The 11,976-nt window shown below is 73.0% G+C and carries 13 protein-coding genes; 9 read left to right on the top strand and 4 right to left on the bottom strand.

Going from position 1 to position 11,976, the window contains the following annotated elements:
* The first annotated feature begins 107 nt into the window (after positions 1–107).
* Positions 108–647, top strand: a complete 540-nt coding sequence (locus OG470_RS00600; protein ID WP_328419671.1) for a DUF1360 domain-containing protein — start codon at positions 108–110, stop codon at positions 645–647.
* A gap of 54 nt (positions 648–701) precedes the next feature.
* On the opposite strand, the gene OG470_RS00595 is transcribed toward OG470_RS00600, so the two are convergent.
* The 3 genes from OG470_RS00595 to OG470_RS00585 all read right to left on the bottom strand — a co-directional run bounded on the left by OG470_RS00595 (position 702) and on the right by OG470_RS00585 (position 2,574).
* The gene (locus OG470_RS00595; protein WP_328426051.1) at positions 702–896 is read right to left on the bottom strand and encodes a hypothetical protein; all 195 of its coding nucleotides are present in this window, start codon (positions 894–896) and stop codon (positions 702–704) included.
* A gap of 62 nt (positions 897–958) precedes the next feature.
* Entirely contained in the window at positions 959–1,192 is a 234-nt protein-coding gene (locus OG470_RS00590; protein WP_386988444.1) for a hypothetical protein, read from the bottom strand.
* Positions 1,193–1,479: 287 nt separating this feature from the next.
* On the bottom strand, positions 1,480–2,574 hold the full coding sequence (locus OG470_RS00585) for a 3-deoxy-7-phosphoheptulonate synthase (protein ID WP_328426049.1): 1,095 nt from the start codon (positions 2,572–2,574) through the stop codon (positions 1,480–1,482).
* 273 nt (positions 2,575–2,847) lie between these two features.
* Here OG470_RS00585 and OG470_RS00580 point away from each other — a divergent pair, with 273 nt between their 5' ends.
* From OG470_RS00580 to OG470_RS00555, 6 genes are all read left to right on the top strand, one after another.
* Positions 2,848–3,063, top strand: a complete 216-nt coding sequence (locus OG470_RS00580; protein WP_328419667.1) for a hypothetical protein — start codon at positions 2,848–2,850, stop codon at positions 3,061–3,063.
* 136 nt (positions 3,064–3,199) lie between these two features.
* Positions 3,200–4,492 carry a M16 family metallopeptidase gene (locus tag OG470_RS00575; RefSeq protein WP_328419665.1) on the top strand — a complete coding sequence of 431 codons (1,293 nt, stop codon included), beginning with the start codon at positions 3,200–3,202 and terminating at the stop codon, positions 4,490–4,492.
* Complete coding sequence (locus OG470_RS00570) at positions 4,489–5,832, top strand: M16 family metallopeptidase (protein ID WP_328419663.1); 1,344 nt, start codon at positions 4,489–4,491, stop codon at positions 5,830–5,832. The genes OG470_RS00575 and OG470_RS00570 overlap by 4 nt, the downstream gene beginning before the upstream one ends.
* 191 nt (positions 5,833–6,023) lie before the next feature.
* Positions 6,024–7,049 (top strand): aspartate-semialdehyde dehydrogenase, encoded by a 1,026-nt coding sequence (locus tag OG470_RS00565; RefSeq protein WP_328419661.1) that lies wholly within the window; start codon positions 6,024–6,026, stop codon positions 7,047–7,049.
* A gap of 144 nt (positions 7,050–7,193) precedes the next feature.
* Positions 7,194–7,634 carry a PPOX class F420-dependent oxidoreductase gene (locus OG470_RS00560; RefSeq protein ID WP_328419659.1) on the top strand — a complete coding sequence of 147 codons (441 nt, stop codon included), beginning with the start codon at positions 7,194–7,196 and terminating at the stop codon, positions 7,632–7,634.
* Between the two features lie 96 nt (positions 7,635–7,730).
* A complete protein-coding gene (locus tag OG470_RS00555; RefSeq protein WP_328419657.1) occupies positions 7,731–8,147 on the top strand; it encodes a CBS domain-containing protein in 417 nt (138 codons plus the stop codon).
* 65 nt (positions 8,148–8,212) lie between these two features.
* Here OG470_RS00555 and OG470_RS00550 read toward each other — a convergent pair whose 3' ends face one another.
* Entirely contained in the window at positions 8,213–9,319 is a 1,107-nt protein-coding gene (locus OG470_RS00550; protein WP_328419655.1) for a DNA glycosylase AlkZ-like family protein, read from the bottom strand.
* Positions 9,320–9,533: 214 nt separating this feature from the next.
* Between OG470_RS00550 and OG470_RS00545 the strand changes: the two genes are divergently transcribed.
* A complete protein-coding gene (locus tag OG470_RS00545) occupies positions 9,534–9,905 on the top strand; it encodes an SCP2 sterol-binding domain-containing protein (protein ID WP_328426047.1) in 372 nt (123 codons plus the stop codon).
* Entirely contained in the window at positions 9,905–11,965 is a 2,061-nt protein-coding gene (locus tag OG470_RS00540) for an amylo-alpha-1,6-glucosidase (RefSeq protein WP_328419653.1), read from the top strand. Before OG470_RS00545 ends, OG470_RS00540 begins: the two co-directional genes overlap by 1 nt.
* The last annotated feature ends 11 nt before the right edge of the window (positions 11,966–11,976 follow it).

The raw sequence follows: 11,976 nt of genomic DNA, 5'->3' as shown, positions 1-11,976 counted from the left end.
CCTCCGCCGGCCCGAACCCGGCCGGCGCCCCGGCAGCGGGCCTGCGATCCCCGACCAGCCGCGCGGGACGGCCAAGCCCGCACCACCACGACACGCGAGGAGACCGGGTGACCCCCACTGGCCTGCGACAGAAGGCGGCGCGACTGCGCCGGGCGTACGCGCCGCACGAGCACCGCCCGCTCGGCGGCTACTTGGTGGCGATGGGCACCTATGCCGGGGTTACCGGGGCGCTCGCCGGCCTGGTGAAGGCGACCGGACGGCCGGTGCCAGAGCGTCCCGCCCCGGCCGACGTGGTGCTGCTCTCCATCGCCACGCACAAGCTCAGCCGGCTGCTGTCCAAGGACGCGGTGACCAGCCCGCTGCGGGCGCCGTTCACCCGGTACGACCGTCCGATCGGTAGCGGCGAGGTGATGGAGCAGGTCCGCGACTCGGGCAGCTCCACCCGGCACGCCATCGGGGAGCTGCTGAGCTGCCCGTTCTGCCTGGCGGTCTGGGTCGCCACCGGGCTGACCGGGGGCCTGGTGCTCGCGCCCCGGCTGACCCGGTTGGTGGCCACCGCGCTGACCGCGGTCGCCGCGTCCGACTTCCTCCAGATGGCGTACGCGACGGCGCAGCAGGCCGCCGAGGGCGGGCACGACGACGACTGATCCGTGACAAGCGCAGCGGGGGCCGGCGGTTGCCGGCCCCCGCTGTCGTGCGCGTCAGCGCTGCATGCCGGACCAGCCGTGCGGCGACTCCGGCTCCCGTTCGTCCTCGTCGGCCCCGGTGATGATGTCCCGGTCCACCGCCGTCTTGTCATGTTCGTTGGCGAAGTCCGGTTCGGGCGTGGTGTCCCTGCCCTTCGGCGGTTGGGCCAGCGCCGCCACCTTCTCGTCGTGGTCCTCGTGGTGCGTCATGTCGGTGTCCCTCCAGAGGTCGTCGGCGCGCTCGGGGTCGGGGTGCGAGGTGGCGGGCGCGCTCACCCGACGGAGCCGCCCAGCAGGTCGCTGACCTCGTCCACCGCGTACTCGCCCTCGGGCAGCGAGTCGATTCGGGCCAGCAGGTCCGGCGGGAGCTCGGCGGCCACTGCCCGGCGGTAGATCTCCGCCTGGGTGACCCGTTCCTGACCCCGGTAGATGTCGTCGAGCAGGTCGTCGAGGGCCTGGGTGTCCGGCTCGCCGGCCACGGATGCGTCGTCGGTCACGCCGATCAGCTACCCGGGCGGTAATCGGTCAAACGTCGCGCCGGGTGGCCCCGCGCTTGGCCGTGGCGGGCATACGACAGCGCCGCCCCCGGCCGGTTGGGCCGGGGGCGGCGCTGGTGTCGGTGTGCAGGTCGCCTCTCGGCGAGTGGCACTACGCGGCTCCAGCCGGACGGTATTCCGCGAAGGCTATTTAGGTGAGGCCCGGGGACACTGGACACACCGACACCCCAGTCAACGAGCGGACCCCCACCGCTGTTCCGCCCTTTCCTGTGGTCGCCGTCACAGCGACCGGCAGGTCAGGCCGGGGTCGGCAGGGTGGCCCGCCGGGCCCGGACGGCGGTGGCCAGGTGATCGAGCACCTCGGCGGTGTCGTCCCAGCCGAGGCAGGCGTCGGTGACCGAGCGGCCGTACTCCAGCTCCCGGGTCGGGTCGAGGTCCTGGCGGCCGGGCAGCAGGAACGACTCCAGCATCACGCCGGTGATCCCGCGCTGGCCGGCGGCCAGTTGGGCGGCCACATCGGCGGCGACCAGCGGCTGGTTGCGGTGGTCCTTGCCGCTGTTGGCGTGGCTGGCGTCGATCACGAGCCGCTCCGGCAGCCCGGCGGCGCGGAGCAGGTCGAGCGCGCCGGCCACCGACTCCGCGTCGTAGTTGGGCCGGCCACCCCCGCCGCGCAGCACCAGGTGCCCGTCGGTGTTACCCCGGGTGTGCATGATCGCCGGGGTGCCGGAGAAGTCGATGCCGGGGAAGACGTGCGGGACTCCGGCGGCGCGGATCGCGTCCACGGCGGTGCCGATGCTGCCGTCCGGGCGGTTCTTCATGCCGATCGGCATGGAGAGGCCGGAGGCGAGCTGCCGGTGCACCTGGCTCTCCACCGTGCGCGCTCCGATCGCGCCCCAGGCCACCGTGTCCGCGATGTATTGCGGGGTGATCGGGTCGAGGAACTCGCAGCCCACCGGCAGGCCGAGGCGCAGCACGTCGAGCAGCAGTGCCCGTGCCCGCCGCAGGCCGGTGTTGACGTCCCCGCTGCCGTCAAGCCCCGGGTCGTTGATCAGGCCCTTCCAGCCCACCGTGGACCGCGGCTTCTCGAAGTAGACCCGCATGACGATCAGCAGGTCGTCGGCGACCCGGTCGGCGGCGACGCGCAGCCGCTGGGCGTAGTCGAGGGCGGCAACCGGGTCGTGCACCGAGCAGGGGCCGACCACCACCAGCAGGCGGTCGTCCTCGCGGTCCAGCACGCGACCCACCGCGCGTCGGCCGGTCAGCACGGCCGAGGCGAGCGGGGCGTCCAGGGGCAGCTCGTGGTGCAGCAGTGCGGGCGTGGTCAGCGGCACGACACGGTCGATCCGCTGATCGCTGACCCGATCGGTCTCCGGGGTCGTCACGGTGGGAATCCTTCCGCCGACCGTGCCCGGGGCCGGTGCCCGGGACGAGCCGGCTGCTCGTACGCAAAAGGGCAGGAACGATAGCTCCTGCCCAGCCGGCTCGGTCCGTGGTGACGTCAGATCATGGTGAAGTCACCGGCGTGCGAGCCGGCTGCCTAAACCATCGATACGAACGCGTCACGGGCCCAGCGTACCCGACCGGGCCGTGAAGCTGAGCGGGTCGTCCCAGAAGGCTGGACGATCACCGCGTGGCGGGGCCGAGGCGGGGGTAACAGGGGTGCCATGACAGAAGAGCAGAGCGATCAGGACCGGGTCGAGTCCCGGGCGCACCTCCTACCCGAGGAGGCGGCGGTTGGCAGCGACGACGCGGAGGCGCAGGCGGAGGCCATCCTCACCGAGTCGGATATTCGCGAGGCGGACCAGAACGCGGCCCCGGACACGGTGCTGGAGCACCGCACCTCGGATCAGACGGTGGTCGCCGTCGAGCCGCCGGACTGACCGGCGGCCACGGCCCACGCGGACGCGACCGCGAGCACCAGGCGCGGCGCGTCCGCCCCGGGCCGCGGTGGCGCGGTCGGCTCGCCGACCCACCACGCGTCACCTTTCCGCCCGCGAGATCGGATAGCGTCGTGCCATGCCCGACAGCGGTTACCCCTGGCCCATCGAGACGTCCCGACTGGATAACGGCCTGCGCGTGGTGGTGAGCGAGGACCGCACCGCGCCGGCCGTGGCCGTCAACCTCTGGTACGACGTCGGCTCCCGGCACGAGCCGGAAGGGCAGACCGGCTTCGCCCACCTCTTCGAGCACCTGATGTTCGAGGGCTCGGTGAACGTGGCGAAGACCGAGCACATGAAGCTGATCCAGGGCTCGGGCGGCTCGCTCAACGCCACCACCAACCCGGACCGGACCAACTACTTCGAGACGGTCCCGGCCGAGCACCTGGAGCTGGCGCTCTGGTTGGAGGCCGACCGGATGGGCGGCCTGGTCCCCGCGCTCACCCAGGAAACCCTGGACAACCAGCGCGACGTGGTAAAGAACGAGCGCCGGCAGCGTTACGAGAACGTCCCGTACGGTGACGCGTGGCTGCGGCTGTTGCCGCTGCTCTACCCGCCGGGGCACCCGTACCACCACTCGACGATCGGCTCGATGGCCGACCTGAACGCCGCCGCCCTCGCCACCTTCCAGGCGTTCCACGAGACGTACTACGCGCCCAACAACGCGGTGCTCACCGTGGTCGGCGACGCCGCGGCCGCCGAGGTGTTCGCGCTGGCCGACAAGTACTTCGGCGCGCTGCCCGCCCGCGACGACATCCCGCCGGCCCCGGACGGCCGGAGCGTCCCGGCGACCGGGCGACCCGCCGCCGAGACGGTGACCACCGACGTGCCGGCCCCCCGGGTGTACGTGGCGCACCGCGGCTACCCGTTCGGCAGCCCGGGGTACGACGTGCTCACGGTGCTCGCCACCGTGCTCGGCAGCGGCCGGGGCAGCCGCCTCTACCAGCGGCTCGCCGACGGTGAGCGGATCGCCCAACCGGACCTGGTCGGGGCGTACGGCGTGGACCTCGCGCACGCCCCGGCGCCGCTGATCGCCACCGCCACCGCCCGCCCCGGTGTGAGCGCCGAGCGGCTGGCCGAAGGGCTGGCCGAGGTCGTCGACGAACTGGCCACCGTGCCGGTCACTGCCGCCGAGCTGGACCGGGCCAAGGCGTTGCTGAGCACCGCGTGGTGGCGGCAGATGTCGACGGTGGACGGCCGCGCCGACACGCTCGGCCGGTACGCCACCCAGTTCGGTGACCCGGCCCGGGCCGCCGACCGGCTGCCCAGCTGGCTCGCGGTGACCGCCGAGCAGATCGCCGAGGCCGCCGCCGAAGTGCTGGACGCCGCCAACCGGGTGACCCTGACCTACCTGCCCGAGGAGACCCCATGACGCTGATCGCCGTCCGTCCCGGCCCGGGTGCCGCTCGCCCGTACCGGTTCCCGCCGGTGGTCCGCCGCGCCGTGGCCGGCGGTCAGGTGGTCGCCGCGCACCTGCCCGGGCAGAACCTCGCCGTCGCGCTGCTGCTGCTCGACGCCGGCGCCGGCCGGGAATCGACCGGCAAGGAAGGGCTGGGCGGGGTGCTGGCCAAGGCGCTGGAGGAGGGCACCGCGCAGCGGGACGCCACCGCGTTCGCGCTGGCCATCGAGGCGCTCGGCACCGAGCTGGTGACCGGGCTGGACTGGGACTCGTTCCAGGTCAGCGTCCAGGTGCCGGTGGACCGGCTGACCGCCGCGGTGCAGCTGCTCGCCGAGGCCGTCCGGACGCCCCGCCTGGACCCGGCCGATGTCAGCCGGGTCCGTGACGACGAGGCGACCGCGCTGCGGATGGACTGGGCCAACCCCGGCCCGCGCGCCGACGCCGCGCTGCGCGCGGACCTGTTCGGCGCGGAGAACCGCTGGGGGCGCCCGATGTACGGCGACCCGGAGTCGGTGGCCGGGCTGGACGTGGAGGACGTGACGGTCTTCCACTCCGAGTGGTTCCTGCGGCCGGGCACCCTGATCGTCGCCGGTGACCTGGACCGGATCGACCTGGACGCGCTGGCCGCCGCGGCGTTCGCCGGCACCGGTGGGGGCGCGGCCGACCGGGGCGGCCCGATCGACGTGCCGCTGCACAGCGGTCGGCGGATCATCCTGGTGGACCGCCCCGGCTCGGTGCAGTCCACGCTGCGGCTCGGCCACCCGTCGCCGTACCGGGCGCACCCCGACCACGTGCCGATGACGCTCGCCGGCACGGTGCTCGGCGGGGCGTTCACCTCCCGGCTCAACCACCTGATCCGCGAGGTGCGCGGCTACACGTACGGCATTCGGGGCGACTTCGCCTCGTCGCGGCGGTTCGGCCGGTTCGCGGTCAGCTCCGGCGTGCAGACCGCGGTGACCACGCCGGCCCTGGTCGAGGCGGTCGGCGAGATCACCCGTACCCAGGTCGCCGGGGTGACCGAGGACGAGCTGGCGGTGGCCCGTTCCTGGCGGGCCGGGCAGCTCTCGGTCGAGTTGCAGAGCCCTCGGGCGATCGCCTCCGCGCTGACCACGCTGGTGGTCCACGACCTGCCGGACGACTACCACGCACGGCTGCGCGAGGCGCTGCTCGCCGCCGACGTGGACCAGGTCTCCGCAGCGGCGGCCACCCACCTGCACCCGGACGCGCTGACCCTGGTCGTCGAGGGCGACGCCGCCATCATCCGCGACGAGCTAACCGCCGCCAACCTCGGCGAACTGATCACCCACCCCTGATTCCGCGGTGATCATGGGGTTGACGGGGAGTTCGATCACCGAACACCCCGCCAACCCCATGATCACGGGAGCGGGCCGGGGCCGGGAGGGCCGGGGGTCCGGGGGTCGGGTTGGGGTTGCAGTGTGATGCGGGACCCGGGGGGTGGGAAAGGGCTCCCGGTTGTGGGGGCGGGCTGGGTAGCCTCGCGGGCATGAGGATCGGCATTGTGGGGGCCACCGGCCAGGTCGGTGGCGTGATGCGGCAGGTGCTGGCGGAACGGGAGTTCCCGGCGGAGCAGGTGCGGTTGTTCGCCTCGGCGCGGTCCGCCGGGCGGACGCTGCCCTGGCGCGACGGCGAGGTGACCGTCGAGGACGCCGCGACCGCGGACTACGCCGGTCTGGACATCGTGCTCTTCTCGGCCGGTAAGGGGACGGCCCGGGAATTGGCCCCCAGAGTCGCCGAGGCCGGTGCCGTGGTGATCGACAACTCCTCGGCGTTCCGGATGGACCCGCTGGTGCCGCTGGTGGTCGCCGAGGTCAACCCGCACGCCGTCACCGAGCGCCCCAAGGGCATCATCGCCAACCCCAACTGCACCACGATGGCCGCGATGCCGGTGCTGCGTCCGCTGCACGCCGAGGCCGGCCTGGTCGGCCTGGTCGTCTCGACGTACCAGGCGGTCTCCGGCGCCGGGCTGGCCGGCGTCGCCGAGCTGGACGAGCAGGTCCGCAAGGTCGCCGAGCACGCCGCCGCGCTCGCCTTCGACGGGTCGGCCGTGGAGTTTCCCGCGCCGCGCTCGTTCGCCGAGCCGATCGCCTTCAACGTGCTCCCGCTGGCCGGCTCGATCGTCGACGACGGCTCGTTCGAGACCGACGAGGAGCAGAAGCTGCGCAACGAGAGCCGCAAGATCCTGGAGATTCCCGACCTGAAGGTCTCCGGCACCTGCGTCCGGGTGCCGGTGTTCACCGGCCACTCGCTCCAGATCAACGCCCGGTTCGCCCGGCCGCTCACCCCGCAGCGTGCCCACGAACTGCTCGCCGACGCGCCGGGGGTGGCGCTGACCGACGTCCCGACGCCGTTGCAGGCGGCCGGGCAGGACCCGAGCTACGTGGGGCGGATCCGCGCGGACGAGACCGTCGAGTACGGGCTGGCCCTGTTCTGCTCCAACGACAACCTGCGCAAGGGCGCCGCGCTCAACGCGGTGCAGATCGCCGAGCTGGTCGCCGCCGAGCTTCGCTGACCGTCGCCGTCACCCGAGGCCCCCGCCGGCAACCGGCGGGGGCCTCGGCTCGTTTCAGGGGATGTCGCCGGTCGGCCATCGGGCGCGACGGGCAGCCGGTCGTGCTTGGATGGACGAAGCTGACCGTGCCACCTGGAGGAAGCCGTGCCGGACGACCGCACCCAGCAGGCGTTGACCGACCTGATCGCCGGCCGCTCGATGGGCGTGCTGGCGACGCTCAAGCGGGACGGGCGGCCACAGTTGTCCACAGTGGTCTATTCGTTCGACCGGGAGGCGGGGCTGATCCGGGTCTCGGTCACCGACGGCCGCGCCAAGACCGCCAATCTCCGCCGGGACCCGCGGGCCAGCTTCCACGTCGGCAGCGAGGACGGCTGGGCGTACGCGGTGGTCGAGGGGCACGCCGAGCTGACCGCCCCGGCCAGCGAGCCCGGCGACGAGACCGTCGAGGAGTTGGTGGCGGTCTACCGGTCGCTGCGCGGCGAACACCCGGACTGGGACGAATACCGCGAAGCCATGGTCGCCGAGCGGCGGCTGGTGCTGCGCCTGCCCGTGGAGCGGATCTACGGCGCGCCGCCCCGAGGCTGACGCTCGCCCGTCGTCCTACGGTCGGCCGGCCACCCCGCGTTACCCCGCCCCGGGCGGCGGGTAGACGGGCCGTGCCGACACCGAGAGGGGAGCACCATGACAACGGTCGGAGAGTTCATGACGACCCGGTTGGTGACGATGGACGGCAACGACACGCTCATCGCAGCCGCGCAGGAGATGCGCGACAGCGCGATTGGTGATGTGGTGGTGACCGACGGCGACAGTGTGGTCGGCATCGTCACGGACCGGGACATCACGGTCCGGGGTGTCGCCGAGAACATGGACCCGGGCTCGACCCGGTTGAACCAGGTCACCACCCGAGATGTGGTGACCGTGAGCCAGTACGACGACGCGGTGGCCGCCGCAGACCTGATGCGCACCTACGCCGTACGCCGGCTGCCGGTGATCGACGACGGGCGGCTGGTCGGCCTGGTCTCGATGGGCGACCTCGCGGTCGAGCGCGAACCACAGTCGGTGCTGGCCGACATCAGCGCCGACGATCCGAACAACTGACCGTCCGCCGCGGGCGCGCCGGCTCTCCCCGCACGGGAGGGCCGGCGCTGCGCCGTTCCGGGACGTCAGATCGGCTCGACCTGGACCCGCACGTCGGTGGCGGCGCGAGCGGCGGCCACCGTCGCGGCCTCGGCGTCGACCTCCCGTCGGACCCGGGCCGACAACGCCGACCACGGGCTGACCGTCAGCTCCAGCCGCCCCTTTCCGGCCTGCCGCGCCCGCCAGGTGCCGACCACCTCGCCGTCCACCAGCAGGGCACCGGGATTGCCGATCGCCCGCCACAGCTGCTGCTGGTGCTCCCGCTCCGGCACCAGCAGGTCACGGTCGCGGCCGGCGAGGAAGGGGTCGCCCGGCGGCAGCAGCCGCACCAGCCGTGACGCGGCAGCGCCGGTCAACGCGTCGAGCGCGTCGGCCGGCAGCCAGGCGGCCCGGCCGTCGACCCGTACCTCGGCCAGGCCCGCCGGCCAGACCCGGCGCAGCTCCGTCGCGGTGGAGCCCAGGAAGCCGGCCGCGTCGGCGGGGGTGGCCGGGCCGAGCAGCCGCAGGTAGGTCGTGATCAGCTCGGCCGTGTGCGCCGCCTCGGCGGGTGGGCCGGGCCAGTCGGGCAGCGGGGCGAGCCGGGCGGCCCGCCCAACGACCACCAGGCGCACCCCGCCGGCGAGCCCGACCTGCTGGAACACCGCCCCGGAGATGTGCCGCGCCTGGCACGTCCGGCAGTCGTAGGTCAACTCCGCAGGCACCCGGTCGGAGACCGCCCGGCTGACCACGCCGCGTTCCAACTCGGTGGTGACCACCGCCTGGAACGCCTCGGCGGTGGCCCGGAACGCGGCCAGCCCGAGCCGGGCACCCGCGCCGATCTGCCCGGGGATCCGCCGGGTGGCGTCGGCGTCACTGAGCGGCCAGATGGCCGCGGCCAGCGTCGGCAGCTCGGCACGCCGGTGCAGATGCGGGGCGCCCCGCATCGACCAGACCAGCTCCAGCCGGTCGTCCGGCTCGGTCGCGCCGCGCGCCGCAAGCGCCTGCCGGGCCGAGCCGTAGGGCGTGTCCTGCACGCCGAGGGCCAGCACCGCCAGGTCGCCCGGACGCCGGCCGCCGGAGCGGTCGAGCTGCTGGGCCCCGACCCGGTAGGCGAGCACCTGCCGGCGGTCGACCTCTGGCGTCTGCACCGTCATCTGCCCCTCCGTCCCGGACGTCCCGTCGCGCCCACCCCGGTGCCCGGCACGCTACCCGGCCCGTCCGACAACCCCCGGCGGCTCACCCGATCCGGGCGAGGTTGACCGGAGGACCGGCGGGGACCCGTGCGGGGACGTGCGAAGCCGGCCGCGCGTGCGACGCGAGCACGCCGGGTGGGATCCCGGCCCGGCCAACTGGGGAGGAGTGGACCCGATGGTGGACGCGACCACGAGGTTCTTCGAGGACCTGGACCGGCGGGGGTACGAACCCCTGCTGGCGAAGGCATCCGGGACACTGCGCATCGACCTGCAGGAGGGGGCGCAGACCAGGCACTGGCTGCTGCGGATCGACCACGGCCGGGTGGACGTGAGCCAGGAGGACCGGGAGGCCGACACGGTCCTCGGGACCAGCCCGGCGCTCTTCGACGACATCGCCGCGGGCCGCGAGCACGGACTGGCCGCCCTGTTCCGGGGGGACATGACGGTGCTGGGTGACGCCCGGCTGGTGGTGCAGGTGGAGCGGGTCTTCCCGGGTTCCCCGGACGCCCGCGGGCCGCGCCGGCGCTTCGCGGGGGAGGTGCACTGATGGGCCAGAGCAACACGGTCCGGATCCTGGACGGCAACACGTTCGTGGTCTGCGAGGACACCGGTGACATCGAGGCGACGCCGAGCGAGCCGACCGGGCTGTTCTCCATCGACACCCGGTTTCTGTCCACCTGGGTGCTGACCGTGAACGGCGAGCGGCTCAACTCGCTCTCCTTCGACGACCTCCAGTACTTCGAGTCGCGCTTCTTCCTGGTGCCGGGGATGGCCACGCACTACATCGACGCCAAGTTGTCGATCATCCGGGAGCGTGCGGTCGGCGGGAGCTTCCGCGAGCAGCTCACCATCCTCAACCACGACGAGAAGCCGGTGGACCTGGAAATCCGAATGGACGCGGCGTCGGACTTCGCCGACCTGTTCCAGGTCAAGGACGAGATCCTGAACAAGAAGGGCGAGATCTACACCGAGGTCGAGGCGGACCGGCTGCGGTTGGGCTACCGCCGGGGCAACTTCAAACGGGAGACGGTCATCTCCTCGTCTGTGGCGGCCCGCTACGACAGCACGGGATTCGTGTACACCGTCCACCTGGAGCCCAATGAGCAGTGGGAAGCGGCGATCGACGTCCAGACCAACGCGGTCGGGCCCGGCGGCCGGGACCTGCGCTTCGGACTGCGGGTGCACGGCAACGAACGGCTCGCCCTCCAGCACGACCTGGAGAAGTGGATCGCGGACGCCCCCAAGGTCAACAGTGAGCACGGCCGGGTATCCAGCACGTACCAGCGCAGCCTGATCGACCTGGCGGCGCTGCGCTTCTCGCCGCTGTCGCTCGGCGGCGCCACCCTGCCGGCCGCCGGCCTGCCCTGGTTCATGACGATGTTCGGCCGGGACAGCATTCTCACCTGCCTGCAGACGCTGCCGTTCACCCCGCAACTGTCGAAGACCACGCTGCGCGTCCTGGCCTCCCTGCAGGGCAGCCGGTTCGACGACTTCCGGGACGAGGACCCCGGGCGGATCCTGCACGAGATGCGCTACGGCGAGACCGCCGCGTTCGAGGAGCAGCCGCACTCGCCGTACTACGGCTCGGTGGACGCCACACCGCTGTTCGTGGTGCTGCTCGACGAGTACGAGCGGTGGACCGGTGACGTGGCGCTGGTCAAGGAGTTGGAGCAGGAGTCCCGGGCGGCGCTGCGGTGGATCGACAACTACGCCGACCTGGTCGGCAACGGCTACATCTGGTACGAGCGGCGCAACACCGACACCGGCCTGGAGAACCAGTGCTGGAAGGACTCCTGGGACTCGATCTCCTACCGGGACGGCACGCTGCCGCCGTTCCCCCGGGCCACCTGCGAGGTGCAGGGGTACGCGTACGACGCGAAGATCCGGGCGGCCCGGATGGCCCGGCTGTTCTGGGGTGACCCGGAGTTCGCCGACCAGTTGGAGCGGGAGGCGGCAGAGCTGAAGGTGCGGTTCAACCGGGACTGGTGGGTGGACGACGGCGAGTACTTCGCCCTGGCCCTGGACCCGGACGGCCGCCAGTGCGACACCCTCAGCTCCAACATCGGCCACCTGCTGTGGAGCGGGATCGTCGATCCGGAGCGGGCCGAGAAGATCGCGCAGCACCTGGTGGGGCCGCGGCTCTTCACCGGGTGGGGGGTGCGGACGCTGGCCGAGGGGGAGGTCCGGTACAACCCGATCGGCTACCACAACGGCACGATCTGGCCGTTCGACAACTCCTTCATCGCCTGGGGCCTGCGCCGGTACGGCTTCGCCGAGGAGGCCGCCGCCATCGCCAGCGGCATCCTGGACGCCGCCACCTACTTCGACGGCCGGTTGCCGGAGGCGTTCGGCGGCTACCCGCGGGAGCTGACCAAGTTCCCGGTGGAGTACCCGACGGCGTGCAGCCCGCAGGCCTGGTCGACCGGTACGCCGCTGCTGCTGCTGCGCACCATGCTCGGCCTGGAACCGCACGAGGGGCACCTCGCGGTCGAACCACGGCTGCCGGTGGGGATGGGCCGGATCGAGGTGCTGGATATTCCGGGCCGCTGGGGTCGGGTGGACGCGTTCGCCCGGGGCCGGCTGGACCTCCACAACCTCGCCGACTGACCCGACCGGCC

It is taken from the genome of Micromonospora sp. NBC_00389 (assembly GCF_036059255.1).
Classification (GTDB): domain Bacteria; phylum Actinomycetota; class Actinomycetes; order Mycobacteriales; family Micromonosporaceae; genus Micromonospora.
The sequence above is the reverse complement of the archived record's forward strand: the minus strand, read 5'-3'. Positions and strand labels throughout refer to the sequence as shown.

Excerpts from the sequence above, each read along its gene's own strand:
- OG470_RS00595 (WP_328426051.1), bottom strand. The coding sequence starts at position 896 with ATGACGCACCACGAGGACCACGACGAGAAGGTGGCGGCGCTGGCCCAA.
- OG470_RS00580 (WP_328419667.1), top strand. The coding sequence starts at position 2,848 with ATGACAGAAGAGCAGAGCGATCAGGACCGGGTCGAGTCCCGGGCGCAC.
- OG470_RS00575 (WP_328419665.1), top strand. The coding sequence starts at position 3,200 with ATGCCCGACAGCGGTTACCCCTGGCCCATCGAGACGTCCCGACTGGAT.
- OG470_RS00570 (WP_328419663.1), top strand. The coding sequence starts at position 4,489 with ATGACGCTGATCGCCGTCCGTCCCGGCCCGGGTGCCGCTCGCCCGTAC.
- OG470_RS00565 (WP_328419661.1), top strand. The coding sequence starts at position 6,024 with ATGAGGATCGGCATTGTGGGGGCCACCGGCCAGGTCGGTGGCGTGATG.
- OG470_RS00555 (WP_328419657.1), top strand. The coding sequence starts at position 7,731 with ATGACAACGGTCGGAGAGTTCATGACGACCCGGTTGGTGACGATGGAC.
- OG470_RS00550 (WP_328419655.1), bottom strand. The coding sequence starts at position 9,319 with ATGACGGTGCAGACGCCAGAGGTCGACCGCCGGCAGGTGCTCGCCTAC.
- OG470_RS00545 (WP_328426047.1), top strand. The coding sequence starts at position 9,534 with ATGGTGGACGCGACCACGAGGTTCTTCGAGGACCTGGACCGGCGGGGG.
- OG470_RS00540 (WP_328419653.1), top strand. The coding sequence starts at position 9,905 with ATGGGCCAGAGCAACACGGTCCGGATCCTGGACGGCAACACGTTCGTG.